The following is a 24,223-nucleotide window of genomic DNA, read 5'->3' on the forward strand; positions in this document are numbered from 1 at the left end:
ACACGGTATGGAGATACCAAAGGTATTCCAGATCAGAGATGGTCATCTCGAACTCGTTCAGCTCATGCTCCTTGCACGCCACGAACACATCCAGGAAGTCACTGCCCAGGTATTCCGCCATCACCGTCGATTGACCCAGCTCCCTCAAGGCATCCCGCAAGTTATTTACCAGGCTGGCCTCGTGCTGTTCGTGGGCGTTGCCTACGGTCATGGGCGGCGGTTCTATGCGGTTGGTAATGCCGTAATGGATACCCGCCAGCACCGCCGCCATCAACAGGTAGGGGTTGGCGTCGGCGCCCGCTACCCGGTGTTCGATGCGCAGGGCGTCCGGGTCACCCCCCGGCAGGCGCAGGGAGGCGGTGCGGTTGTCCACACCCCAGGTGGGCGCGCTGGGCACATAGTATTCCGGGCTGAAGCGGCGGTAGGAGTTGATGTTGGGACAGAACAGCGCCATGGCATCATTCATAGTAGCCACCAGCCCACCCACCGCCCAGCGCAACAGGTCGTTGGGCTGCTCGGCATCGCCGGCAAAGACATTGTGCCCATCCCGGTCCACCAGACTCACATGCAGGTGCATGCCGCTGCCGGCCTGATTGTGATAGGGCTTGGCCATGAAGGTCGTGTCCATCTCATGGTCGTAGGCCACGTTCTTGATCAGACGCTTCAGCAGGGTGGCGTGATCGCAGGCCCGTACCGCGTCGTTGACATAGTGCAAGTTCACCTCGAACTGCCCGGGGGCCGACTCGGCCACCAGGGCGTCGGCGGGCAGCTCCTGCTCATGGGCCGCATCCAGCACATCCGCCAGCAGCTCCGCGTACTCGTCGAGGTCATCGATGGAGTAGGCCTGGGTGCCCGCCGGGCGCTTGCCGGAAATCGGAGACTTGGGCGGCTGGGGCCGGCCCGCCAGGTTCTCCTGGTCGATCAGGTAGAACTCCATCTCATAGGCGGCCACCGGGGTCAGGCCCAAGTCGGCAAAACGTTCAACAATCGTCTGCAACACGACCCGGGGATCGGCGAAGAAAGGTGTTACCCGGTCGAGCTCATACATGGTCAGTAGCAGCTGGGCGGTTGGCCGCTTCTGCCAGGGTTCCATGGTGAGGGTGGCATCAATGGGCAGGCAGACCCGGTCGGCCTCGCCGATATCCAGCCCCAGGCCGGTTTCTTCCACTGTGGTGCCCTGGATATTGAGGGCGAAGATCGATGCCGGTAGCGCAATGCCCCTCTCAAACACCTTGACCAGGGTCGAGGGATCAACACGCTTGCCGCGAACAATGCCGTTGATATCCGGAATCAGCAGATCAACAAACTGCAGTTCGGGATGCGCCTGCAGGAATGCATCGACGCTCGGAAAACCAGAACCCATAGGAAAGCCTTTCGGAACTCGCACTCAACCTGCGCGGAATAGCCGGCACAGACGTGTCTCACCGTTCTTTATCCTGTGTTCCGGGTGTTTTTGCAAGATACGCATATGCCGTATGCGGCAAGCTCATGACATCACTCGCGCAAGGCATCGCCCCCCTGCAAGCGGAGGTGACCGCATCGCCGCAGTGCGCCCGTTCGAATAAGCATAAATCAGCATGCCCGGCGTGAAGTTTTTGATAGCGCCCTGCAAAAACTCGTGATAAATATCGCGAGAAATCGGTCGGTTCCCCACCGCCGTTTCCAGGACAAGCCTCAAAGGAGTCTCGGGCGACTTCCCAGCCGCCAGAAGGCCACCCTCAGCAGACCTGCACAACACTGCGTGCATCAGGGAACCCCTCCCTGGCACGCGTTGCTTTCATCCCTTTTCAGTGAGGGACAACACCCATGTTGAAGTTGTGTAAGCCCGCGGCCCTGGCGGCCGCTATTGCTGTATCCCTTGGTTCGTCTGTCGCCCTGGCGGCCGGCGAGGTTCGTGTCTACAACTGGTCGGACTACATCGCCGAGGACACCCTGGCGAAGTTCACCGAAGAGACCGGCATCAAGGTCATCTACGACGTCTACGACAGCAACGAGATTCTGGAAGCAGCGCTGCTTTCGGGCCGGTCCGGCTATGACCTGGTGGTGCCGTCCAACCATTACGTGGCCAAGCAGATCTCCGCCCAGGCCTTCGTGCCCCTGGACCACGACAAGCTGCCGAACATGACCCACCTGAACCCCGACCTGATGACGCAACTGGAAAAGGTCGACCCGGGCAGTCAGTACGCCATCCCCTACCTGTGGGGCACCAATGGTTATGGCTACAACGAAGCCCGCATCCAGGAGATCCTGGGTGACGATGCCCCCACCGACTCCTGGGCGCTGGTATTCGACCCGGAAGTGACCGGCAAGCTGGCCGCCAGTGGCTGCGGCATTGCCATGCTGGATTCCGGTGAGGAGATGGTGCGGGCCGCCATGGCCTATGTTGGCCTTGACCCCAACAGCAACAGCGCCGACGACATCAAAAAGGGTGGTGAGGTGATCAAGGCGGTGCGCCCGAACATCACCTATTTCCACTCTTCCCGTTACATTGCCGACCTGGCCAATGGTGACCTGTGCGTGGCCGCCGGTTATTCCGGCGACATCCTGCAGGCCGCGGCCCGTGCCGAGGAAGCCGACAACGGCAACGTCATCCTCTACACCATCCCGAAAGAAGGCGCGGTGCTGTGGTTTGACATGATGACCATCCCCGCCGGTGCGCCGAACGTGGACAATGCCCACAAGCTGATGAACTTCCTGATGCGTCCGGAAATCATAGCCGATATCACCAACTACGTGTGGTACGCCAACCCCAACAGCGCTGCCAGCGAGTTTGTCGATGAAGAGATCCTCAGCGATACCAGCATCTACCCCACCGACGAGGTGATGAAGAAGTTGTACCTGATGGAAGGCCGGCCCCAGGACGCCCAGCGCCTGATGACCCGCACCTGGACCAGCGTGAAGTCTGGACGCTAGGGGTGGGCGAGAGCAACAACACCTCCGCGCAAGCGGAGGTGTTACTCAGCATCGAGGGTATCTCCAAGAGCTTCGACAGCACGCTGGCGGTGGACAACGTCAGCCTGGCCATCCACCGGGGCGAGATCTTCGCCCTGCTCGGTGGTTCCGGCTCTGGCAAGTCAACCTTGCTGCGTATGCTGGCAGGCTTTGAACAACCCGACGCCGGCCATATCGTGCTGGATGGACAGGACATCACGAACCTGCCCCCCTACCTGCGGCCCACCAACATGATGTTCCAGTCCTATGCCCTGTTCCCCCACATGACGGTGGCGCAGAACATCGGCATGGGCCTGAAACAGGACCGGCTGCCGAAGGCTGAAATCCGCGACCGGGTTGCCGCCATGCTCAGGCTGGTGAAGATGGAATCCTATGCCTCGCGCAAACCCCACCAGCTTTCCGGCGGGCAGCAGCAGCGGGTGGCCCTGGCCCGCTCCCTGGCCAAGCGCCCGAAACTGCTGTTGCTGGACGAACCCATGGGTGCACTGGACAAGAAACTGCGCACCGAGATGCAGCTGGAGCTGGTGGACATCCTGGAGAAGGTGGGCGCCACCTGCCTGATGGTCACCCACGACCAGGAAGAAGCCATGACCATGGCCAGTCGCATTGCCATCATGGCCAACGGTCGCATTGCCCAGGTGGGCTCGCCCATTGATATCTACGAAAGCCCCAACAGCCGCATGACCGCGGAGTTTATCGGCTCGGTGAACATCTTCGAGGCGAGCATCCAGGCGGACGAGGCGGACAGTATCACGCTGACCAGCGAGTTGCTGGACGCACCGGTATTCATCGACCGGGGCGTCACCACGCCGGCGGAAACCACCGACACCCTGGTTGCCCTGCGCCCGGAGAAGATCTACCTGACCACCGACCGGCCCGAAGGCGACAGCAACTGGAGCCAGGGCACCGTGGACAACATCGCGTACCTGGGGGACATCACCTCCTATTACGTGAAGCTGGCCAGTGGTAAACGGGTACAGGCCACCATGGCCAATGTGGAGCGTCGCGGCGATCGGCCCACCTGGGGGGATCAGGTCTTCGTGTCCTGGGAAGCCTCCAGCCCGATATTGCTGTGGAACTGAGACCGTGATCCCGAAACTGATTCCGACCCCAGTCATGGAGCGGGTGCGAGCGGTACTGTTCCACCGCCGGGTGGTGTTCGGCATCCCCTTCCTGTGGCTGATGCTGTTCTTCCTGCTGCCCTTTGCGCTGGTGCTGAAAATCAGCTTCTCCAGCGCCGTGATGGCGATTCCGCCCTACGAGCCGGTGGTGCGCTGGGTGGACGATACCTTTTCCATCGTCCTTAACCTGGGCAACTACCTGTTCCTGGCCTCCGACAGTCTGTACATCGCCGCCTACTGGGGCTCGGTGAAAACCGCCTTCCTGGCCACCGTGTTCTGTCTGCTGATCGGCTACCCCATGGCCTATGCCATGGCCCGGGTGCCAAGGCACTGGCAACTGGTGTTCCTGCTGATGGTGATGCTGCCGTCGTGGACCTCGTTCCTGATCCGGGTCTATGCCTGGATGGGGATCCTTGGCAACCAGGGGCTGCTCAACAGCCTGCTGCTGTGGCTCGGCGTGATCAGCGAACCCCTGCGTATGCTCAACACCAACTTCGCGGTGGTGCTGGGCATTGTGTACGCCTACCTGCCCTTCATGGTGCTGCCCATCTACACCAACCTGGTGAAGCTGGATGTGCGCCTACTGGAGGCAGCGTCCGACCTGGGCTGCCGCAGCCTGACCACCTTCTGGCGTATTACCTTGCCGCTGTCGAAGGCCGGCATCATCGCCGGGGCCATGCTGGTGTTCATCCCGGCGGTGGGTGAGTTTGTGATTCCGGAGCTGCTGGGCGGGCCCGATACCCTGATGATCGGCAAGGTGCTGTGGGAAGAGTTCTTCAACAACCGCGACTGGCCGGTAGCCTCGGCGCTGGCCATTGTTATGCTGGCCCTGCTGCTGGTACCCATCGTGTTCTTCCACCGGTTCCAGGCCCGGGAGATGGAAAAGCATGGGTAAGATCAGCTTCTCGAAAGCCATGCTGGTGCTGGGCCTGCTGTTCCTGTACCTGCCGATGATGGTGCTGATCGTGTACTCGTTCAACGCCTCGCGGCTGGTGTCAGTGTGGGCCGGGTTCTCCACCCACTGGTATGGTGAACTGTTCCGGGACCAGCAGATCCTTTCGGCGGTGTGGATGAGCCTGCGCATTGCCTTCTACTCCGCCAGCATGGCTGTGTGCCTGGGCACCCTGTGCGCCTTCGTGATGACCCGCTTCCGGGGTATGCGAGGCCGCACCCTGCTGTCCAGCATGATCACCGCCCCACTGGTGATGCCGGAGGTGATCACCGGGCTATCGCTATTGCTGCTGTTCGTGGCCATGGCCCAGCTGATCGACTGGCCGGTGGACCGGGGCATGGCCACCATCTGGATTGCCCACACCACGTTCTGCAGCGCCTACGTGGCGGTGGTGGTCAGCGCGCGCCTGCGGGAAGTGGACCGCTCGGTGGAAGAAGCCGCCATGGACCTGGGCTGCACACCGCTGAAGACCTTCTTCGTGATCACCCTGCCGGTGATCGCCCCGGCCCTGGTCTCCGGCTGGTTGCTGGCCTTTACCCTGTCCCTCGACGACCTGGTCATCGCCAGCTTTGTCTCGGGCCCGGGCGCTACCACACTGCCCATGGTGGTGTTCTCGTCGGTGCGCATGGGGGTATCGCCCAAGATCAACGCCCTGGCGACCATCATTATCCTTGCAGTGTCCATTGTGGCTTTCATCGCCTGGTACTGGATGCGTCGAGCCGAGAAACGGCGCTAACTGTAGCCTGTAGATCGCACAGAAACCTGGCAGCAGGGGAAAGTGCCATAGTGGTCATAACCTGTTCATGGCCCTGATGTTCATTCACCACGGGTGCCCACGGGTTCCATTCGGGGGCCAGACTCTGCTTCAGGGCAGCTTGCACAATCTCCAGCCCGGGGCCAATATGAACGAGTAAAAACAACAACAAGCTACTCATTAAGTGACTCTGCCATGTCCACCGAAAAGACAGGTTTTGACCCCCATTCCCTGGAAGACGAATCCCCCGGCCGGAAGCCCCTGTTCTATGGCTGGTTCGTGGTGGCCGCGGCCTTTGCGGTTACCTTTGTGGGTTTTGGTGCCGCCTACAGTTTCAGCGCCTTTGTGGATGCCCTGCAGCAGGAGTTCAGCGCCTCCCGCGGCGCCGTGTCACTGGTATTTTCACTGGCGGGATTCCTGTACTTCAGCCTCGGGATAATCACCGGGCCACTGGCAGACCGGTTCGGTACCAGGCCCATGGCCATGGCAGGTATGGTGTTTGTATCGGCGGGGTTGGTGCTGGCAGGTTTTGCAGACAACCTGATACACGTCTACCTGGCCTATGGTCTCGGCGTGGGTCTCGGGGTTGGATGCTCCTATGTGCCGTCGGTGGGCACGGTTCAGCGCTGGTTCGCCCGCAGGCGCGGGTTTGCCTCGGGTCTCGCTGTTAGCGGTATCGGATTCGGCACCCTTTTGATGCCCATACTGGCCGCGCTGCTGATTGGCACCGTTGGCTGGCGTGCCGCCTATATTTCGCTGGGCATATTCTCTGCGCTGGTGGGTATCAGCATGGCACTGCTGTTCGTCAACGATCCCCGCAGTAAAGGCCTGGCGCCAGATGGCGGTCCCGCCCTGCCCGCTACATCACCGGGTGCCTCCGAGGGCACCGAGCTCCGGGTTGCGGTGCGGTCACGGCCCTTCCTGACGCTTTACTTCGCCGGACTGATTGCCTCCTTCGGGTTGTTCGTACCTTTTGTCCACCTGGTGCCCTTCGCGACGGATCAGGGCATGTCCGCCGGTCAGGGGGCCTTCCTGCTGGGCATGGTGGGCGTGGGCAGTACGGTGGGGCGCTTCCTGCTGGGTAACCTGGCTGACCGCATCGGCCGTCAGCTGGCGCTGATCCTCGCCTTCACCGGTATGGCGGTCACCCTGCTGATCTGGCTGGTATCGGACACCCTGGTACCATTGGCCATTTTCGGCCTGACCTTCGGTACGTTCTACGGGGGGTTCGTCGCCCTGATGCCCGCCCTGGTGATGGATTATTTCGGTGGCCGGCACATCAGCAGTATTATCGGTGTGCTCTATACCAGCGTGGCCCTGGGCACCCTGGTCGGGCCAACCGCGGCGGGTTATGCCTACGACCTGACCCAGAACTATACCCTGGCCATTATCGGCAGTATCGCGGCTAACCTGGTTGCTGCGGGAGCCATCATGACCCTGCGTAAACCTGGCACCTGAAAGCCAGCATCGAAAACAGTGGCTCAGGCTTGCCCGTATCCCGGGCTGGCGGCGCGTACCGCCTCCAGGTCCTGCGAAAGGCTCAGGGCCTGTTCGGCTCGGGCAAGTGCCATGGCGCTGTGTCGCAAGGCTGCCTCCGCCACATCACGGTCGTGGCTGGCTGCGAGCACCGAGAGGGTTTTCTGCAAGGCTACGGCAACTTCAACCGTACCGGCGCCGTCGCGACCGATGCCGGTGAACGCGCCGTCAAACAGGTTGCCCACATCTACCGCAGGCAGCTCCACCCGGTCGAATGGAGTCTCCGCCGATCCTGCCTGAAGCGGCTGACGCCATTCATCAAGCAGCCGCAACATGGTTTGTAGCACCTTGCGGGCTGTGCCCGGGTCATTCACGGCCGGAGAAAGCGCCTTCATGGCAATTTCGGAGAGCACCACGAAACCCAAACAGGGGTCCTGGTCGAAGACCCGATCCCGGTCCACGGTAAAGCAGGTGGCGACCTTTTGCAGTTCGAGTTCGGGCGGTGTGGCCTCGCGGAACCAGACCCGGGCCATCTCCTCCCGGGGCGAAAGGAAAGTGCCCGGCAAGGCCATGATCCTGATTCTCGCATCATTTTCAGTAGCCCATTCCTGCAGGTCCTCGACGTTGATTTCCTGCACATAACCCACGGTATCCGTCAGCACCGAAAACCCTTTTGGTGCCCGCCCTTCAGCGGCCACACCCCCCAGCCAGGGTCGCCGTCGATTCTGTTCAAGCACCACCCTTGTAGCCCGCTCGGCACGGTCAATGACCGGCCCCAGCAGTCCAAGCCGGGCAATACTGTCCACCCAATAGACGAATACCAGGACCACCATCGCAAACACCAGGAGGGCCACTGCAAAAATCACAAAGTGCCCGTCGCCCTTGAAGTAGCCCTCATCGAGGCTGACCCGGGCGATAACGCTGAAAATAAACGCAGCAATGAAGGTTGAATGGGCCAGCTGGGAGACATCGTCCCGCAGCACCAGGTTGAAAGTGCGGGGCGTTCCACTGTTGGCGGCAGCGGTGTAGGCGGACACCATGGAACCCACGGCGAAGGTGGCAATGACCAGCATGCTGGCGGCCAGGATCGAGAGCAGCGTTTCCACCGTCTCCCGGTCAATATCCGGCAGCCAGTGGCCCAGGTCAGAGCCGTCCACCCAGCCCGCCGCAAACACCGCCACCAGGGAGCTGATACTGAAGACCGCCGGCCGGAACCAGAGGCGTTCCCGCAGGCGGTTGATCAGAAACAGAACAGATTTGCCCTTGCCCGTCATAGCCACGCTCTCCCTGGTAACTGCGGCCCCGGTATCTCTGGCCCTTGTTAATCAACGCCCCGGCCAGGGTGGGTCCAGGGCGTTAGCTACCGGGACCAACCGGCAGGGCTCCTCAGTATCTGGACATCAGCCCTTTTCGGGTTCCAACTTGTCCTGCGTACGCAACTCAAAGTCGCTGGCGTCATGGCGTTCCAGCAACTGCCCGGCGGGGTCACCCCAGGCCCGGTTGACCATCTGGCCGCGTTTCACACCGGGTCGGGACTGCAGCTGCTTGCTCCAGCGCACCACGTTGGTGTAGCTGTGGGCCTCGATAAATTCCTGAGCCTCGTAGATGGTGCCGGTCACCAGCTGGCCGTACCAGGGCCAGATGGCCATATCGGCGATGGTGTATTCATTGCCGGCCACGAACTCGTGCTTCGCCAGTTGCCGGTCCAGGACGTCCAGCTGTCGCTTTACCTCCATGGTGTAGCGGTCAATGGGGTACTGGAACTTTTCCGGTGCATAGGCGTAGAAGTGGCCAAACCCGCCGCCCAGGATCGGCGCGCTGCCCATCTGCCAGAACAGCCAGTTGAGGGTTTCAGTACGACCGTGAATATCTTTCGGTATGAAAGCACCAAACTTTTCCGCCAGGTAGAGCAGGATGGAGCCAGACTCGAACAGCCGTAGCGAAGGATCCACACTGTGGTCGACCATGGCCGGAATCTTGGAGTTGGGGTTTACATCCACGAACCCACTGGAAAACTGGTCACCCTCCATGATGCGAATCAGCCAGGCGTCGTATTCCGCACCCTCGAAGCCCTTTTCCAGCAACTCCTCCAGCATGACAGTCACTTTCACGCCGTTGGGGGTGGCCAGGGAGTAGAGCTGGAGCGGGTGCTTGCCCACTGGCAGTTCCTTGTCGTGGGTGGGGCCGGCAATGGGGCGATTGATGTTGGTGAATTTACCGCCGCCCTGGCTGTCCCATTTCCAAACTCTCGGGGGTGTGTAGGTATTCTCGGTCATAATGATACTCTCGCTTGCGGCTTCGTGAAGGAATTCAGCGTGGTGAACCATCTTGCCACCGGAGCGGGACAGACACCAATAGCAGTGACAGGGACTTACACCTTGCCCTTTACACCAAGCCGATCCAGGTAGACATGCAGCTCGGCCTCGCTGAGAGTGACGTATTCCAGCACCCGCCCGTACAGCATGACCGTGGGCACGTTACGGCCATTGCGCTCCTGTTGCGCCTGATTCAGCACGTGGAGAATGATGCGTTCGGTGCGGGTGAGACCATCCCGTACATCCGGGATGGTTTCCATCACCAGGTCCGGATCGTCGTCGCCGTTGTGATCATCAGATGCCATGCTGATAGTCCTTGGTACGGGTTTTCCTGCAACCAGGTTCAGTAGCCATAGCCGCCGCTGTCATCGGCGGGGCTACGCCTGATCGTAGAATAGGATGGTAAACCTGAAATGTCCTGTACCGACACCAGATGGAGCCCTTGACCATGACCGTACACTATTGGCAATCGATAGCGGTGCTTCTGTTCCTGGCTGTGTATACCAGTGCCTGGGGACAACCCTCAAACCCGATTCCCCCGTTCTCGGAATTGCCAGCGCTTACCACCGAGCACGGCTGGGAACCCATGGAGTTCCCGGATATCGGGCGCCACAGCCAGTATGAACTGGTCTCCGACCCGGACCAGGGACAGGTGGTACAGGCTCGGGCGGATAACAGTGCCTCCGGCCTGATCACACGGGTGTCGCTGGAACCGGGCGATTCACTGATCCTGCGCTGGCGCTGGAGAGTGGAAAATACCCTGGAAAAGGGGGATGCACGCCGCAAGTCTGGTGATGACTACCCGGCGCGGATCTACGTAGCCTTCGAGTTCGAGCCGGAAAAGGCTGGCTGGTTCGAGCGCGCAAAACGCAAGACCGTCAGCGCCCTGTTCGGGGAAGAACTGCCCGGCAAGGCCCTGAACTATATCTGGGCCAACCGCCTGCCCCAGGGCGAAATGGTCGCGAACCCGTTCACCGATGACACCATGATGATTGCAGTGAACTCCGGCGAGGAAGAATTGGGCCAGTGGGTCACCGTTGAACGGGACATCGTGGCTGACTACCGCGCCGTCTTCGGGGAGGACCCGCCCCCGCTGGTGGGCGTGGCCATCATGTCCGATACGGATAACACCGGTGAAACGGCAAGGGCCTGGTATGGTGATATCAGTCTGAGCCGGCCCTGAGCGTTATTCCAGCGGCAGGCCTTCCATCCGTCGCGCCTGGCCAGCGCGTTCGACCGGTAGCACCTCGCCCCGACTGACCAGGCGATCCCAGGCCTGGTCGAAGTCCCGCCTCCACCGGGGCGCCTGCTTTGCGGCCGTCGAGAACAGCCACGCGGCATCCCGGACCCACATGGGCGTAAATCGTATACCGCGAACCGGCTCTTCCATCAACAGGTTCAATACCGGCTCCTGATAGTCCAGCAGGTAGTCGCCGCGACCACGTTCGAGCATATCGAGGGCAGAATCATGGTTATTGGTGTTGATGGCCCGAATGATATCAGTCTGGCTCAGGTAGCTGGCGAGGCCGGCGTAGTTATAACCGGTAATAGTGATGAGGGTTTTTCCATACAGATCCAGGAAGTGACCCGGCTCAGGCGTTCCGGAAAGGTACCAGACTCCATAGGCTACCCGCAGCGGCCTGGCGTCACTCTCAAGCACCTTGTCCCCCATGGCCGGGTTATCCGAGAAACCCTGCCACAGGTCGATGGCTCCGGTTTCCAGGTAGTAATACACCCGGGCGGTGGGCAGGTAGAGAAACTCCAACTCGTAACCAGCTTCCCGGGCAACCTTGCGGGTGAGCTCGACAAAGCGGCCATCCGGCTCACCGTCGGCGTTGCGAAACTGGTAAGGGGGAAAATCCACATAACCGACCGTCAGTGGCCGGTCCACGCCCATCGCCATCAGCGGAACCAGCAACCAGGCCGTCAATAGCAACCTTGCCATGGTTATTTTCCTTTACGACCTGCAACCGCAAACGGGCTGTTGCTTATAGCAACATAGGCTGCGGTGAGGGCCTGGTCAATCCCCCACGTTACGGTTGTGTTACACCAGGTAAATGACACATAGCAGCCCGACGATCCCCATCACGACGGTGTAGGGAAAGGCCATAACGACCATCCGCCCATAGGACAACCGCACCAGAGGGGCGATGGCGGAGGTCAGCAGGAACAGGAAAGCGGCCTGGCCGTTGGGGGTGGCTACGCTGGGCAGGTTGGTACCGGTATTGATGGCTATCGCGAGTGTCTGGAAGTGCTCGTTACTGATGGCGCCGGCCTCCAGGGCCTGCTTGATCTCGCTGATATAGACCGTTGCCACAAAGACGTTGTCACTGATCATGGACAGCAAACCATTGGCCACGAAGAACATACCTGGCTGCTGCCTCTCGGGCAGACTGAGCACAAACTCGATCACCGGCTTGAACAGGTGCTGGTCATGGATGACTGCCACCACGGCAAAGAACACCACCAGCAGTGAAGTAAACGGCAACGACTCCTGGAACGCCTTGCCGATCTGGTGCTCGTCAGTTACCCCGGTAAAGGAGGTGATCAGGATGATCACCAGCAGACCGATCAGACCAACCTCGGCCAGGTGGAAGGCCAGCCCGACCACCAGTACACCGGCGGCGAAGGCCTGGATCCACAGGGCAGCCTGGTCAGACTTGGTGCGCTTGGCCTTCTCGTTATCCGCGAATTCTTCCAGCACCCGGCGCACCGCCCTCGGCAGACGGGTTCCGTAACCGAACCAGCGCACCTTTTCCAGCGCCCAGCAGGTGAACAGACCGGCACCGAGAACCGGCAGGCTGACCGGTGCCATGTGCTCGAAAAAGGTCACAAAGTCCCAGCCTACAGTCTTGGCGATGAGCAGGTTCTGGGGCTCGCCAACCATGGTAGCCACGCCCCCGAGGGCCGTACCGATGGCACCATGCATCAGCAGGCTCCGCAGAAAACCGCGGAAGTGCTCAAGGTCGTTTCGGTGGAGCTCAATCACCTCAGCGTCGCTGTTGGCATTATGGTCTTTCTGCTGGTAACCCTTGCCCGAGGCCACCTTGTGGTAAACCGAGTAGAAGCCCACCGCAACGCTGATGATCACCGCTGTGACAGTCAACGCGTCCAGGAACGCTGACAACAGGGCAGCGGCAGCGCAGAAAAGTAGCGAAAGCGCCGACTTGGACCTGACCCCGACCAGTATCTGGGTAAAGGTCACCAGCAACAGCTCTTTCATGAAGTAGATACCCGCCACCATGAACATCAGCAGCAGGATCACCGGGAAATTGATCAGCAGCTCATGGTACACCGCTTCTGGCGTTGTCATCCCGATCAGCAGGGCCTCCACCGCCAGCAGGCCGCCGGGCAACAGCGGATAGCATTTCAGCGCCATCGCCAGGGTAAAAATGAACTCGCCCACCAGGAGCCAGCCCGCTACCGCAGGCCCGAACATGACCACCACAATCGGGTTGATCACCAGGAACAGCAGAATCAGCTGCTTGTACCAAACGGGGGCCTTCCCCAGGAAATTGGCGGCGAAACCGCCGAATACGGTCGATGGCATTTATCTATCACTTCTATAGGGCGAGTCTTTTAACGGGCGCGCGCATATTACCAGATGCGCTGGCAGATGTGCTTGATATTCATGAAGGGATGTGCAAAAGGGCGATCATTTTGGTGCTTCGTGTTGCCCACATACGGACCAAATGCACCACTTCGGTGCGAGACCGTTTATCAAACTGCACCATGCCGCCCGCCAGCAGCAATCATAATCCTTATTTATCAATCATATGCCTCACATGGCACGGAGCTTGATAGATTCACGGTACGCAGCGAGACGTTGGTACTGAGCCACCTGTCAAAGCGCGACAATCTGACAAACAGGTCAACTAGGGTTCCGATCTGCTGATGCCAGGCAGGTGACTGGTCCGAGAGTTGACGACCTTTTCCAAAGGTTACACGGCGGGACAAAAGCCCGGGAGGATCGTTCAGTGACTGACGCCTCTCGTTTTTTTGCAACCCGAACCAGGAGGAAAAGGCGATGCTCGCAACCGCAGCTCCCCTCTACGACGATCTGATTCCCGGCGGATCCCACTGGTCCTTTGTCATGCGCCGTGGCCATGTCCTGCGACTGATCGATGAAACCGGCGGTGCCAATGTCGGCATGCTGATGTACAACCCCGAGAATCCCCTCGAACGTTACAACATGCCGGATACCCTCAAGAACCAGCACACCTTCCTGCTCACCAGGGGTCATGTGCTGCTCTCCGATATGGGACGGGTGTTCGCTTCCATCATCCGTGACGACCTGGGCTGGCACGACACCGTCTCCGGTACCTGCAACGCCCACCTGGTCGAAAAACGCTGGGGTAAGAAAACCTATCAGCAGGCCCACAATCACTATCACCGCAACGGCCTCACCAGCTTTCTTAACGAACTGGCCAAGTACGGTCTGGGCAAGAAGGACCTCACCGCCAACCTCAACTGGTTCAACAAGGTTCAGGTGGATGGGGAGGGCAATCTGAGCTATGTGAGTGGTCACTCACACGCCGGCGCCACCGTGGATCTGCGCTTCGAGATGGACACCATCGTGGTGCTTCATACCTGCCCGCATCCCCTCAACCCGGCCCCGGAATACCCGAGCCACCCGCTACGTTACCAGCTTTTCCGGGCCGCCCCGGTGACCGACGCCGATCCCTGCAAGACCTCGTCGCCGGAAGCCACCCGGGCTTTTGCCAATAACGCCCTGTACCACCTGTTCCAGTAACCGGAGGCCGGAGATGATCAGAGAAAGCAAGCTCAACCCCGACAACGCCGCCTTCCGGGAAACCGTGCCGGCAGGCGAATACTTCCTGAAAGTGGTGAAAGCCGGCGAAACCCTTCGCATCCTTGACCTGGAGGGCAACCAGGCCGCCGATACCCTGTTCTACAACGCCCATAATCCCACCGAGCGCTACAGCGCCGTGGACACCATCCGCGAGCAGGGCAACGTCTACCTCACCGCCGGCTCAAAGCTCATGTCGTCCGAGAGCAACGTGATGCTGGAGATCACCGCCGATACCTGCGGCCGCCACGACACCCTCGGCGGCGCCTGCGCGGCGGAGAGCAACACCACCCGCTATGCCCTGGATAAAAAGTGCATGCATGCCTGCCGTGACAGCTGGCTGGTAGCCGTCACCGAGCATGAAGAGCTGGGCATGGGCAAGCGGGACATCACCCACAACATCAACTTCTTCATGAATGTCCCGGTAACGGAGGACGGCGGCCTGACCTTCGCCGACGGCATTTCCGACGCTGGCAAGTACGTGGAGCTGGAGGCAAAGATGGACGTTCTGGTGATGATTTCCAACTGCCCACAGCTGAACAACCCCTGCAATGGCTGGAACCCCACACCCATCGAGGTGCTGGTATGGAAATGACAAAACCCTGTTTTGACAAGGTCCTGATCGCCAATCGTGGCGCCATCGCCTGCAGGATCATACGCACCCTGAGAGCCATGGGTATTCAGTCCGTCGCGGTCTATGCCGACGCCGATGCGGACTCCCTCCACGTTCGCCAGGCGGATGAAGCCTGGTCCCTGGGGGAAGGTTCCGCCGCAGACACCTACCTGGACCAGGACAAACTGTTCCGGATCCTGGCTGAAAGTGGGGCAAAGGCCGTGCACCCGGGCTATGGCTTCCTCAGCGAGAATGCCGGCTTTGCCCGGCGTTGCGAGGTGCAAGGCGTCGCTTTCCTGGGACCGACCCCGGAGCAGATGGAACAGTTCGGCCTCAAACACACCGCCCGTGCGCTGGCGGAAGAGGCGGGTGTGCCCTTGTTGCCCGGCACCGGTCTGCTGACCGGACTGGACCAGGCCCTGGCGGAAGCCGGACGCATCGGCTACCCGGTGATGCTCAAAAGCACCGCCGGCGGGGGCGGCATCGGCATGTCCCGCTGCTACAGTGATGACGACCTGTCGAAGAGCTTCGAATCCGTACAGCGTCTGAGCCAGAATAACTTCAGCAACAGCGGCGTGTTTCTGGAAAAGTTTGTGGAACACGCCCGCCATATCGAGGTGCAACTCTTCGGCGATGGCCAGGGCACGGTGGCCGCACTGGGGGAACGGGACTGCTCCGCCCAGCGCCGTAACCAGAAGGTGATCGAGGAAGCCCCGGCGCCGGGGCTGTCCGATGATGTTCGCCAGCGCATGCATGCCACCGCCCGCGCCCTTGGGGAACAGATCGCCTACCGCAGTGCCGGTACCGTTGAATTCATCTACGACCCGGATACCACCGAGTTTTACTTCCTGGAAGTGAACACCCGCTTACAGGTGGAGCACGGTGTGACCGAGGCCGTATACGACGTGGACATTGTGCGCTGGATGGTGGAACTGGGCGCCGGCACCCTGACCAACCTCAGCGACCAGGCCGCCGGCCTGACTCCAGAGGGCCATGCCATCCAGGCACGGATCTATGCCGAAGACCCCAACAAGGATTTCCAGCCTTCCGCCGGATTGCTTACCAATGTCAGCTGGCCACAGGATGCCGGCCTGCGTATCGATTCCTGGATTCAACCGGGCACCGAAGTCTCACCGCTCTATGATCCTATGCTGGCCAAGGTCATTGTCCATGAAGCTGACCGGGAAAGCGCCCGCACACGCTTGATGCAGGCCCTTGACGACAGTCAGCTCTACGGCATCGAAACCAACCGCACCTACGTGCGTCAGGTGCTGGCGGATGAGCGGTTCGTGGAGGGCCGGCTGTTCACCCGCACCCTGAACGAGTTCAACTACCGGCCCTCCACCGTAGACGTGGTCAGCGGTGGCACCATGACCACCATCCAGGACTATCCGGGGCGGATCGGCTACTGGGAAATTGGTGTACCGCCGTCCGGGCCCTTTGACAGTTACTCCTTCCGCCTCGGTAACCGTCTGCTGGGCAACGAGGAAAATGCCGCCGGTCTGGAGATCACCCTGAAAGGTCCGACCCTGGCGTTCAACCGGGCCACGCAGGTTGTACTGACTGGGGCACCGCTGGACGCCAGCCTGGATGGTGAGCCAGTGCCTTTCTGGGAGGTACTGGACGTCCCCGCCGGGGCCACCCTCAAACTGGGGGCCACCACCGGTGACGGCGCCCGGGCCTATGTCCTTTTCCGGGGTGGCCTGGACTGCCCGGCCTACCTGGAGTCCCGCAGTACCTTCACCCTGGGCCAGTTCGGTGGCCACGGTGGCCGGGCCCTGAGGGCCGGGGATGTCCTCCGGCTGCCGGAGTTTACACCAGTGGACAAGGCAGAGCTGGGCAAGGGCCTGCGGCCCTCCCTGGGCAGGACCTGGAAGCTGCATGTGACCTATGGCCCCCACGGAGCCCCGGATTACTTCACCCAGGCTGACATCGACACCTTCTTCGACAGCGAATGGGAGATTCACTACAACTCCAGTCGCACCGGCGTTCGCCTGATCGGCCCGAAACCGGAATGGGCCCGCAGTGACGGCGGCGAAGCCGGCATGCACCCGTCCAACATCCACGACAATGCCTACGCGGTGGGTACCGTGGACTTCACCGGTGATATGCCGGTCATCCTGGGGCCGGATGGTCCCAGCCTGGGCGGCTTTGTATGCCCGGTCACGGTGATCAGCGCCGACCTGTGGAAGCTGGGCCAGCTCAAGGCCGGTGACAAGGTGCAGTTCGTGCCGGTCAGCCAGGACCAGGCCGTGGCCCTGCGGGAAGCCCTCGACGAATCCATCGCCACCCTGACCACCGCGTCTGCCCGTATCACGCCAGTCAGACCGCAAACCCCGATACTCGCCACGCTCTCCACCGACGAACATGAAACCGGCGTGGTCTATCGCGCCGCCGGCGACAACTATGTGCTGGTGGAATATGGCCCCATGGAGCTGGATATCCGGCTTCGCTTCCGCGCCCACGCCCTGATGCTGTGGCTGCGGGAACAGGCCCATACGGCCATACTGGAGCTGACACCCGGCATCCGTTCGCTGCAGGTGCACTACGACAGCCAGCGGCTGGGCCAACAGGAACTGCTGCAACTGCTGATCAGCGCCGAGCAGGCCCTTGAGAAACAACCGGAATGGGACGTGCCTGCCCGCATCGTGCACCTGCCCCTGTCCTGGGACGACGAGGCGTGTCATACCGCCATCGCCAAGTACATGCAGTCGGTGCGCAAGGACGCCCCCTGGTGCCCCAGCAACCTGGAGTTTATCCGTCGCATCAACGGCCTGGACAACATCGACGAGGTCAAGAAAACCGTTTTTAACGCCAGTTACCTGGTCATGGGCCTTGGGGATGTTTACCTGGGTGCGCCTGTAGCCACGCCCCTGGACCCCCGCCACCGTCTGGTGACCACCAAGTACAACCCGGCCCGCACCTGGACCGCGGAGAACTCCGTGGGCATCGGCGGCGCCTACCTGTGCATCTACGGTATGGAAGGGCCCGGCGGCTATCAGTTTGTCGGTCGCACCCTGCAGATGTGGAACCGCTACCGCACCACAGAGTACTTCGAACCCGGTAAGCCCTGGCTGCTGCGTTTCTTTGACCAGGTGCGCTTCTATGAAGTGAGCAGCGACGAACTCAAACAGATCCGTCGCGACTTCCCCAATGGCGACTACCCCATCCGTATCGAGGAAACGCAGTTCAACCTCAAGGACTACGAGGGTTTCCTGGCTGAAAACGAACGGGAGATCCGCGACTTCACCGCCCACCGCCAGCAGGCCTTCGATGAGGAGCTGCAACGCTGGATCGAGTCCGGGCAGATCAACTTCAGCGCCGACACGCCCATTGAGGACACCGGGGAAGACGACATCACCAACCTGCCGGCCGGCCAGCATGCCGTGGAGAGCCATGTGGCCGGCAACCTGTGGGAGTGCCTGGTGAAACCGGGGGACAAAATCAGTGCCCAGCGGCCGGTGGCGGTGGTGGAGTCCATGAAGATGGAGATCGAACTGCTCAGCCCGGTCAGTGGGCGGGTGGTGGAAATCCGCCGCGATGCGGGCCAGCCGGTATCGCCGGGCACCCCCGTGGTGATTGTGGAAGAGATCAGCAACTGAACCCGAACGGTTTTTCAATAACGGGCAAAGCCCGGGGAGAGCATGATGAAAACACGTAAACTGACTCAGAAAATCAGCGCCGTCCTTGGAGCGGGCGTCCTTGCCAGCTCCCTGTCTTTCAGTGCCCTGGCACAGGCGCGGGATTCCTTCACCATCGCCTGGACCATCTACGCCGGCTGGGTACCCTGGCAGTACGCCGAAGACAGCGGCATCATGAAAAAGTGGGCGGACAAGTACGACATCGAGGTGGATATCGTCCAGGTCAACGATTACATCGAGTCCATCAACCAGTACACGGCCGGTCAGTTCGACGGTGTGGTGGCCACCAGCATGGATGGCCTGTCCATTCCCGCCGCCTCCGGCATCGATACCACGGCGCTGATCGTAGGCGACTACTCCGATGGCAACGATGGCCTGGTGTCCAAGGACGCAACCAGCATTGAGGAGCTGGAAGGTGAGACGGTTCACCTGGTGGAGCTGTCCGTTTCCCACTACCTGCTGGTGCGGGCACTGGATTCAGTCGGGCTGGAAGAGCGGGACATCAATGTGGTGAATATTTCCGACGCCGACCTGGTGTCCGCTTTCCAGACGGATGATGTCCGGCATGTGGCCACCTGGAATCCTCTGCTGACGGAGGTTAACAATTATCCCGGTACCACCCAGCTGTTTGATTCCCAACAGATTCCCGGGCATATCAAGGATCTGACCCTGGTGAACACCGAGACGCTCGAAGACAACCCGAATCTGGGCAAGGCCCTGGTGGGCGCGTGGTTCGAGACCATGGACATCCTGCGCTCCGACAGTGACGAGGGCCGCGCGGCGCGGGCCATGCTGGGCGAGATTTCCGGCACCGACCGGGCCGGTTATGAGGCTCAACTCTCGGGCATGCGGATGTTCTGGGAGCCGGCCAACTCGGTGGAGTTCATCAACAGCGAGGAAGCCCGCGAGGCGATGGACAGTGTTCGCCAGTTCTCCTTCGAGAAGGGGTTGCTGGGTCAGGGTGCCATGAGCCCGGACTTTGTGGGCATCGAGTTCCCGGATGGTTCCGTCATGGGCGACGAGGGTAACGTACAGTTCCGGTTCAATGACCGTTACATGCAGATGGCGGCAGACGGGGAGCTTTAACGCTTGCCTGACCATAACATGGAGGGCACGATTCCGGTCGTGCCCTTGACTGTTTTTACTCCGAGTAGGCGGGTAGCTGGGCATTTCTTCCAAAACACGCTCCTTCCGGCACATCCCTGTGTCGCTCGGGCTCCACCCCTCAGTGCTTACTGCTCCTGCGTCGCTCTGAGGGTCCGGGGCGGGCCATCCATGGCCAGCCCGTGAAGAGCTATTCGCTCTTCACCCATGGCTCCGCACGGTTTTGGAAGAAGTGCCCCGCTACCCCCCTGCGAACTCTGTTGTAAGCCTCACCTGACAAGAACTTATGCGCCGTACCAAGGAAGAAGCCGAAAAAACCCGCCAGGCTGTACTGGAAGCCGCGCTGACCCTGTTCAGCCGTGACGGCTATTCCCTGACCACGCTAAGCCGGATCGCCCGGGAAGCCGGCTTCAGCCGGGGTCCGATCTACTGGCACTTTGCGTCCAAGGATGACCTCTACGAAGCGGTGCTCTCCTATTCCCAGGAGCCGCTGGAAGCCCTGGTGGCGGAATGCCGGGCCATGGCCAATACCCCCATTGATGCCATTGACCATTTCATCGAGCGCTGGCTGTGGCTGCTGGTAAATGACCATAAGTACCGGCAATCCTTCGAGATCCTGCTCAACAAGACCGAACTGACCGAAGCCATGGGCCGGACCCTGGCGCGTGAGCGGGAGCTGACCCGGTCCATCGTCACCCTGTTCCGGTCGCTGATTGCCAGAGCCGTCAGGAAAGGGCTGCTGGATACCGACGAGGAACCGGAAAAGCTGGGTTTGCTGAGTTACACCTATCTGATGGGGATTACCCAGAGCTGGCTGTTCTCACCGGAGCTCTTCCCACTGGAAGAGGAAACAGACTTTTTCCGTCGGCGATTCTGGATAATGCTTCAATGACCAAAAATTGATCACCATCAATTAATCACCATCTAAAAAGGGACTAGGGACGCGATTCGAAGAATATTGCAATAACTGGACATTCTAAAGAATCGGAAAATCATACAATCACGTAACATTCGCGACCCAATCAGCGTCCTTGAGGATCGCGCCTATGCATGTCCACAAAAGTCAGTCCTATGTGCTTGAGCACTATCTGAGATTGAACACGACACGCCCGGAAAGCTGGGTGTCTGCCCTGCAGGTCTTGACCCAGAGCCCGCAGCTTTCCATGAAGGCCGTAGCGCCTCATACCTGTAGTGAGTTTCAGGCGCGCCTTGCCTTCCTTGGCTCGGCTGATCTGAATGTTTGTGGCACCTACCTGAAAGATGCCAGTGAAATCACCGGAGCCAACGCAGGCTCGACGGCGATCATCATGCCCGTATCGGGAAAAGCGACCTTCGAGGTCATGGACGGCAAGTATGTTTGCGGTCCCTGGACCCCATTTGTCCTTGATCCCCACGAGGATTTTCACGCCGCACTCTGCGAGGAAAGTCACCTGCTGATTATCCAGTTGGCACAGCTCCGGCAGTCCCGTTATCGCCACTTATGCGGACGTGACAAGACGGTGCTTCGGGATATGCTGTCCAGTTTCCTCTACGAAACCCCGTTCTTTCGCAGCCATGACCACGCTTTGACCCGGCTGAACCATCTGGCAACCCGTTTATACGGCCTGGTCCACGAGCCATCGCGGTCACTTCCGGAAACGGGAAGTCGCAAAATGATCTGGGAGGACCGTCGACTCTGCAAAGCCATCGAGTTACTGAATACGGAACTGAGTTCGGATATCCAGATTGAGTCCATCGCCAGCCGCGCCGGCCTGAGTCTGCGTAACCTTCATTACCTGATGAAACAGCACATTGGTCAATCTCCCTACCAGTACATAAGGGGACGCAGGCTGATAAAAGCACGGGAAGGCATTATCTACGACTACCCCGACAATATCCGTATTGCCGAGCATGCCGCGAAATGGGGATTCCAGCACGCCGGGCGTTTTTCCGGATATTACCTGAAGCACTTTGGTGAATACCCGAATGAAACCCTCCGCGAACTGGATTGGCTTAAGCAGTATAAAAGTCAGGTAATAGCCATCAATAATAAGGCGCAAGCACCGGCCCACTACTGGATATCCAGCGCAGTGAAACCCGATCGCCGTTACCCCCAGGAAAAACGACCCATCTCCGACCAGGAATGCTGATTCCGGACAGTCATTCAAGAACACTGACCGCATTACGTGAGAATGCCTTGCTCTGGTAGAGTGCTTCATCCGCCCGCCGCAATACATCATCAAACCGGGTATCCGTATTACGGAACTGGGCGACGCCCATACTGACCGTTGCCCGAATGATGGCATCACCGGCACAGAACGCCATACGCTCCACAGATCGCCGGATTCGGTCAGCCATTACATGCGCATCCGCAATCGACGTATCGTTGACGATAATGGCGAATTCTTCTCCACCAAGCCGATAGGCATGGTCCGAAGAACGCAGCTGATCGCTGACCAGCATGGCTGACTGGGAGAGCACTTTGTCACCCGCCATATGGCCATGACAGTCGTTGATGTTCTTGAAGTGGTCAAAGTCATACATGATCAGGGCACTATTCCGATGACCCCTGACGAATGACGAGTAACCACTCTTGAGGTCCCGGTTAAACTGTTTGCGGTTGTACAAACCGGTCAGTTCATCGGTCACTGACTCCCGCCTCAGCCGGTCCTCCAGCACCTTTTCTGTCGTAATGTCGCGGATAACACCGAGTACGCGATTGTCCGTGCCGAGGTCGATCGTTTCCTGGATCCATCGTACCTCGCCACCGGGTAGGCAGATGCGGTACACCCGTTGCCGTTCACCCGCCTCTGGCAGGGCCTGGTGCCAGATAAGCAGGGCCTGCCGGTCCTCCGGGTGGCAGCGCTCCACAAAACAGTCCAGAGCCGGCTCCGTCTGTTCCGGTAGCCCAAGTAGCGCAGGTACCATCGGCGACCAGCGCAGTTCCGGTCCAGGCAAATCCAGTTCCCACCAGCCCAGGCCTCCGACTTCCTGGGCTCTGGTGAGTCGGCTATTGACCACGTCAAGCTGGTCCCTGACCTGACGGATGGCCTGGCGATCAGAATCGTCCCGGATGATCGCCATGGTCAGCGCCTGGTCGGCAATCCGCACCCGATTGAGCATGATATCCATGGGCAGCAGCCGGCCATCCAGTCGCCGCCCCTGATACCTCAGGGCATTGCCCATCGGCCGGCAGTGGTCAGCCTGGAAAAATTCGTCCACGTTCCTCCGGTGAACCCGGCGTGCCTCCTCTGGAATCAGTGCTTCAAGGTTCTGGTAGCAGAGCCCACCCGGTGGTGCGGCAAAAAGGGCATCCGCCCGGGTATTGGCCGCAACCACAACCTGGTGCTGGCTTACCAGTAATGCGGCATCCGGAATCAGGTCAACCAGCCAGTCCAGATCAATACTTTTCATGGAAACCGTTCATTCGTGTTTTAGTCCTGGTAGGCATCCTTGATGGCGACAAAGCTGTCGACATCGGCAAGAAAGAGATCGGCCAACGCAGGGTCAAAGTGCTTGCCCCGATTCTCGCGAATCAGCGCCACGGCATCATCCAATGGCCAGGCACGCTTGTAGGGGCGTTCGGAGGTAAGCGCATCGAACACATCCGCCAGGGCGGCAATGCGGCCCGACAAGGGGATATCCTCGCCTGCCAGGCCCGCCGGGTAGCCGCTGCCATCCCACTTCTCGTGATGGCTGAGGGCAATTTCGCGGGCCATGGTGAGTAACTCGCTGTCGTTGCCGTCCAGCAGGCGGGCGCCGATCTCGGCATGGGTTTTCATGGTCTCCCACTCTTCCGGCCCCAGCTTGCCCGGCTTCAGGAGAATGGCGTCAGGAATGCCGATCTTGCCGATATCATGCATGGGGCTGGCGTGGAGTATGAGCTCACACTGCGACTCCGACCAGCCAACCTTGCGTGCCAGGAGCGCACACATCTGACTCATACGGATAATGTGGTTACCGGTTTCCTCATCACGATATTCCGCCGCATGGCCAAGCCGGCGGATAATCTCCAGACGGGTGTCCTGCAATTCCCGGGTGCGTTCCCGTACCAGTATCTCCAGGTGTTCTTTCTGATGCCGGACCATCCGGTGGGCGACATGGGCATCGAGGAAATTCCGTACCCGCATCAATAATTCACGGCGGTCAAAGGGCTTGGTGACATAGTCCCGCGCGCCGCACTGCAATGCTTTCAACAGCGATTCCTGCTGATTCTGGGCCGTTAGCACAACAACCGGTGGCCTCAGGGGGTCACCAAGTTCATCCAGTTGCTGCATAACCTGGAAACCGTCCATACCCGGCATGTTGAGATCCAGCAGAATCAAGGCCGGCTTGTGGTCCTGGTAGGCCGGCAGCACCTGGAGCGGATCATTGATACATACCACCTGCTGGTATCCCTCGGCTGACAGGATCCGGTCCAGCAATTTCAGGTTTACCGGCTCATCGTCGACTACGAAGATGGTTTGTTCCCGGAGGTTGATGTCGGAATAAGCAGACATAAATGCA

The 24,223-nt window shown here is 60.1% G+C and carries 20 protein-coding genes and 1 riboswitch; of the genes, 12 read left to right on the plus strand and 8 right to left on the minus strand.

What is annotated here, in order from left to right; all coding sequences use genetic code 11:
- Nucleotides 1–1,363 (minus strand): glutamine synthetase family protein (locus tag ACESMZ_RS15460; RefSeq protein WP_372972906.1); only part of this gene is annotated, 1,363 nt, incomplete at its 3' end.
- A 443-nt stretch (nt 1,364–1,806) separates the two neighbouring features.
- On the opposite strand from ACESMZ_RS15460, the gene ACESMZ_RS15465 reads away from it, so the two are divergent.
- From ACESMZ_RS15465 to ACESMZ_RS15485, 5 genes are all read left to right on the plus strand, one after another.
- Nucleotides 1,807–2,913, plus strand: a complete 1,107-nt coding sequence (locus ACESMZ_RS15465; protein ID WP_372972907.1) for a polyamine ABC transporter substrate-binding protein — start codon at nt 1,807–1,809, stop codon at nt 2,911–2,913.
- 2 nt (nt 2,914–2,915) lie between these two features.
- Nucleotides 2,916–4,034 (plus strand): polyamine ABC transporter ATP-binding protein, encoded by a 1,119-nt coding sequence (potA, locus tag ACESMZ_RS15470; protein ID WP_372972908.1) that lies wholly within the window; start codon nt 2,916–2,918, stop codon nt 4,032–4,034.
- Between the two features lie 34 nt (nt 4,035–4,068).
- Complete coding sequence (locus ACESMZ_RS15475; RefSeq protein WP_372972927.1) at nt 4,069–4,968, plus strand: ABC transporter permease subunit; 900 nt, start codon at nt 4,069–4,071, stop codon at nt 4,966–4,968.
- A complete protein-coding gene (locus ACESMZ_RS15480; protein WP_372972909.1) occupies nt 4,961–5,761 on the plus strand; it encodes an ABC transporter permease subunit in 801 nt (266 codons plus the stop codon). Before ACESMZ_RS15475 ends, ACESMZ_RS15480 begins: the two co-directional genes overlap by 8 nt.
- A 213-nt stretch (nt 5,762–5,974) precedes the next feature.
- Nucleotides 5,975–7,237, plus strand: a complete 1,263-nt coding sequence (locus tag ACESMZ_RS15485) for an MCT family MFS transporter (RefSeq protein WP_372972910.1) — start codon at nt 5,975–5,977, stop codon at nt 7,235–7,237.
- Nucleotides 7,238–7,260: 23 nt separating this feature from the next.
- Here the strand turns inward: ACESMZ_RS15485 and ACESMZ_RS15490 are convergent, their stop codons facing one another.
- The 3 genes from ACESMZ_RS15490 to ACESMZ_RS15500 all read right to left on the minus strand — a co-directional run bounded on the left by ACESMZ_RS15490 (nt 7,261) and on the right by ACESMZ_RS15500 (nt 9,875).
- The gene (locus ACESMZ_RS15490) at nt 7,261–8,529 is read right to left on the minus strand and encodes a DUF2254 domain-containing protein (protein WP_372972911.1); all 1,269 of its coding nucleotides are present in this window, start codon (nt 8,527–8,529) and stop codon (nt 7,261–7,263) included.
- A gap of 126 nt (nt 8,530–8,655) precedes the next feature.
- A complete protein-coding gene (yghU, locus tag ACESMZ_RS15495) occupies nt 8,656–9,531 on the minus strand; it encodes a glutathione-dependent disulfide-bond oxidoreductase (protein ID WP_372972912.1) in 876 nt (291 codons plus the stop codon).
- A 95-nt stretch (nt 9,532–9,626) separates the two neighbouring features.
- Nucleotides 9,627–9,875, minus strand: a complete 249-nt coding sequence (locus ACESMZ_RS15500) for a hypothetical protein (protein WP_372972913.1) — start codon at nt 9,873–9,875, stop codon at nt 9,627–9,629.
- Nucleotides 9,876–10,018: 143 nt separating this feature from the next.
- On the opposite strand from ACESMZ_RS15500, the gene ACESMZ_RS15505 reads away from it, so the two are divergent.
- Nucleotides 10,019–10,753, plus strand: a complete 735-nt coding sequence (locus ACESMZ_RS15505; RefSeq protein ID WP_372972914.1) for a DUF3047 domain-containing protein — start codon at nt 10,019–10,021, stop codon at nt 10,751–10,753.
- Between the two features lie 3 nt (nt 10,754–10,756).
- Here the strand turns inward: ACESMZ_RS15505 and ACESMZ_RS15510 are convergent, their stop codons facing one another.
- Together ACESMZ_RS15510 and nhaB are read right to left on the minus strand one after the other, a co-directional pair.
- The gene (locus ACESMZ_RS15510) at nt 10,757–11,515 is read right to left on the minus strand and encodes a substrate-binding periplasmic protein (RefSeq protein WP_372972915.1); all 759 of its coding nucleotides are present in this window, start codon (nt 11,513–11,515) and stop codon (nt 10,757–10,759) included.
- Nucleotides 11,516–11,614: 99 nt separating this feature from the next.
- Nucleotides 11,615–13,120 carry a sodium/proton antiporter NhaB gene (gene nhaB / locus ACESMZ_RS15515; protein ID WP_372972916.1) on the minus strand — a complete coding sequence of 502 codons (1,506 nt, stop codon included), beginning with the start codon at nt 13,118–13,120 and terminating at the stop codon, nt 11,615–11,617.
- A 314-nt stretch (nt 13,121–13,434) separates the two neighbouring features.
- Nucleotides 13,435–13,540: riboswitch (guanidine-I (ykkC/yxkD leader) on the plus strand.
- Between the two features lie 57 nt (nt 13,541–13,597).
- Between nhaB and ACESMZ_RS15520 the strand changes: the two genes are divergently transcribed.
- The 6 genes from ACESMZ_RS15520 to ACESMZ_RS15545 all read left to right on the plus strand — a co-directional run bounded on the left by ACESMZ_RS15520 (nt 13,598) and on the right by ACESMZ_RS15545 (nt 21,867).
- A complete protein-coding gene (locus tag ACESMZ_RS15520; protein ID WP_372972917.1) occupies nt 13,598–14,323 on the plus strand; it encodes an urea amidolyase associated protein UAAP1 in 726 nt (241 codons plus the stop codon).
- Between the two features lie 13 nt (nt 14,324–14,336).
- The gene (locus tag ACESMZ_RS15525; RefSeq protein WP_372972918.1) at nt 14,337–14,975 is read left to right on the plus strand and encodes an urea amidolyase associated protein UAAP2; all 639 of its coding nucleotides are present in this window, start codon (nt 14,337–14,339) and stop codon (nt 14,973–14,975) included.
- Nucleotides 14,972–18,595: an urea carboxylase gene (uca, locus tag ACESMZ_RS15530; RefSeq protein ID WP_372972928.1), complete on the plus strand. Its 3,624-nt coding sequence runs from the start codon at nt 14,972–14,974 to the stop codon at nt 18,593–18,595. The genes ACESMZ_RS15525 and uca overlap by 4 nt, the downstream gene beginning before the upstream one ends.
- A 45-nt stretch (nt 18,596–18,640) precedes the next feature.
- Entirely contained in the window at nt 18,641–19,720 is a 1,080-nt protein-coding gene (locus tag ACESMZ_RS15535; RefSeq protein ID WP_372972929.1) for a putative urea ABC transporter substrate-binding protein, read from the plus strand.
- A gap of 304 nt (nt 19,721–20,024) precedes the next feature.
- The gene (locus tag ACESMZ_RS15540; protein ID WP_372972919.1) at nt 20,025–20,630 is read left to right on the plus strand and encodes a TetR family transcriptional regulator; all 606 of its coding nucleotides are present in this window, start codon (nt 20,025–20,027) and stop codon (nt 20,628–20,630) included.
- Nucleotides 20,631–20,784: 154 nt separating this feature from the next.
- Nucleotides 20,785–21,867 carry an AraC family transcriptional regulator gene (locus tag ACESMZ_RS15545; RefSeq protein ID WP_372972920.1) on the plus strand — a complete coding sequence of 361 codons (1,083 nt, stop codon included), beginning with the start codon at nt 20,785–20,787 and terminating at the stop codon, nt 21,865–21,867.
- A gap of 10 nt (nt 21,868–21,877) precedes the next feature.
- On the opposite strand, the gene ACESMZ_RS15550 is transcribed toward ACESMZ_RS15545, so the two are convergent.
- Entirely contained in the window at nt 21,878–23,131 is a 1,254-nt protein-coding gene (locus ACESMZ_RS15550) for a diguanylate cyclase (protein ID WP_372972921.1), read from the minus strand.
- A 20-nt stretch (nt 23,132–23,151) separates the two neighbouring features.
- On the minus strand, nt 23,152–24,216 hold the full coding sequence (locus ACESMZ_RS15555; protein WP_372972922.1) for an HD domain-containing phosphohydrolase: 1,065 nt from the start codon (nt 24,214–24,216) through the stop codon (nt 23,152–23,154).
- Between the last annotated feature and the right edge of the window lie 7 nt (nt 24,217–24,223).

Source organism: Marinobacter sp. (assembly GCF_041690615.1).
Taxonomy (GTDB): domain Bacteria; phylum Pseudomonadota; class Gammaproteobacteria; order Pseudomonadales; family Oleiphilaceae; genus Marinobacter.

What these genes read in the sequence shown, in the direction of transcription:
- yghU (WP_372972912.1), bottom strand. Translation starts at nt 9,531, where the DNA reads ATGACCGAGAATACCTACACACCCCCGAGAGTTTGGAAATGGGACAGC.
- ACESMZ_RS15500 (WP_372972913.1), bottom strand. Translation starts at nt 9,875, where the DNA reads ATGGCATCTGATGATCACAACGGCGACGACGATCCGGACCTGGTGATG.
- ACESMZ_RS15545 (WP_372972920.1), top strand. Translation starts at nt 20,785, where the DNA reads ATGCATGTCCACAAAAGTCAGTCCTATGTGCTTGAGCACTATCTGAGA.
- ACESMZ_RS15465 (WP_372972907.1), top strand. Translation starts at nt 1,807, where the DNA reads ATGTTGAAGTTGTGTAAGCCCGCGGCCCTGGCGGCCGCTATTGCTGTA.
- ACESMZ_RS15525 (WP_372972918.1), top strand. Translation starts at nt 14,337, where the DNA reads ATGATCAGAGAAAGCAAGCTCAACCCCGACAACGCCGCCTTCCGGGAA.
- ACESMZ_RS15480 (WP_372972909.1), top strand. Translation starts at nt 4,961, where the DNA reads ATGGGTAAGATCAGCTTCTCGAAAGCCATGCTGGTGCTGGGCCTGCTG.
- ACESMZ_RS15505 (WP_372972914.1), top strand. Translation starts at nt 10,019, where the DNA reads ATGACCGTACACTATTGGCAATCGATAGCGGTGCTTCTGTTCCTGGCT.
- ACESMZ_RS15490 (WP_372972911.1), bottom strand. Translation starts at nt 8,529, where the DNA reads ATGACGGGCAAGGGCAAATCTGTTCTGTTTCTGATCAACCGCCTGCGG.
- ACESMZ_RS15550 (WP_372972921.1), bottom strand. Translation starts at nt 23,131, where the DNA reads ATGAAAAGTATTGATCTGGACTGGCTGGTTGACCTGATTCCGGATGCC.
- ACESMZ_RS15485 (WP_372972910.1), top strand. Translation starts at nt 5,975, where the DNA reads ATGTCCACCGAAAAGACAGGTTTTGACCCCCATTCCCTGGAAGACGAA.
- uca (WP_372972928.1), top strand. Translation starts at nt 14,972, where the DNA reads ATGACAAAACCCTGTTTTGACAAGGTCCTGATCGCCAATCGTGGCGCC.
- ACESMZ_RS15520 (WP_372972917.1), top strand. Translation starts at nt 13,598, where the DNA reads ATGCTCGCAACCGCAGCTCCCCTCTACGACGATCTGATTCCCGGCGGA.
- ACESMZ_RS15510 (WP_372972915.1), bottom strand. Translation starts at nt 11,515, where the DNA reads ATGGCAAGGTTGCTATTGACGGCCTGGTTGCTGGTTCCGCTGATGGCG.
- ACESMZ_RS15535 (WP_372972929.1), top strand. Translation starts at nt 18,641, where the DNA reads ATGAAAACACGTAAACTGACTCAGAAAATCAGCGCCGTCCTTGGAGCG.
- ACESMZ_RS15540 (WP_372972919.1), top strand. Translation starts at nt 20,025, where the DNA reads ATGCGCCGTACCAAGGAAGAAGCCGAAAAAACCCGCCAGGCTGTACTG.
- nhaB (WP_372972916.1), bottom strand. Translation starts at nt 13,120, where the DNA reads ATGCCATCGACCGTATTCGGCGGTTTCGCCGCCAATTTCCTGGGGAAG.
- ACESMZ_RS15475 (WP_372972927.1), top strand. Translation starts at nt 4,069, where the DNA reads ATGGAGCGGGTGCGAGCGGTACTGTTCCACCGCCGGGTGGTGTTCGGC.
- ACESMZ_RS15555 (WP_372972922.1), bottom strand. Translation starts at nt 24,216, where the DNA reads ATGTCTGCTTATTCCGACATCAACCTCCGGGAACAAACCATCTTCGTA.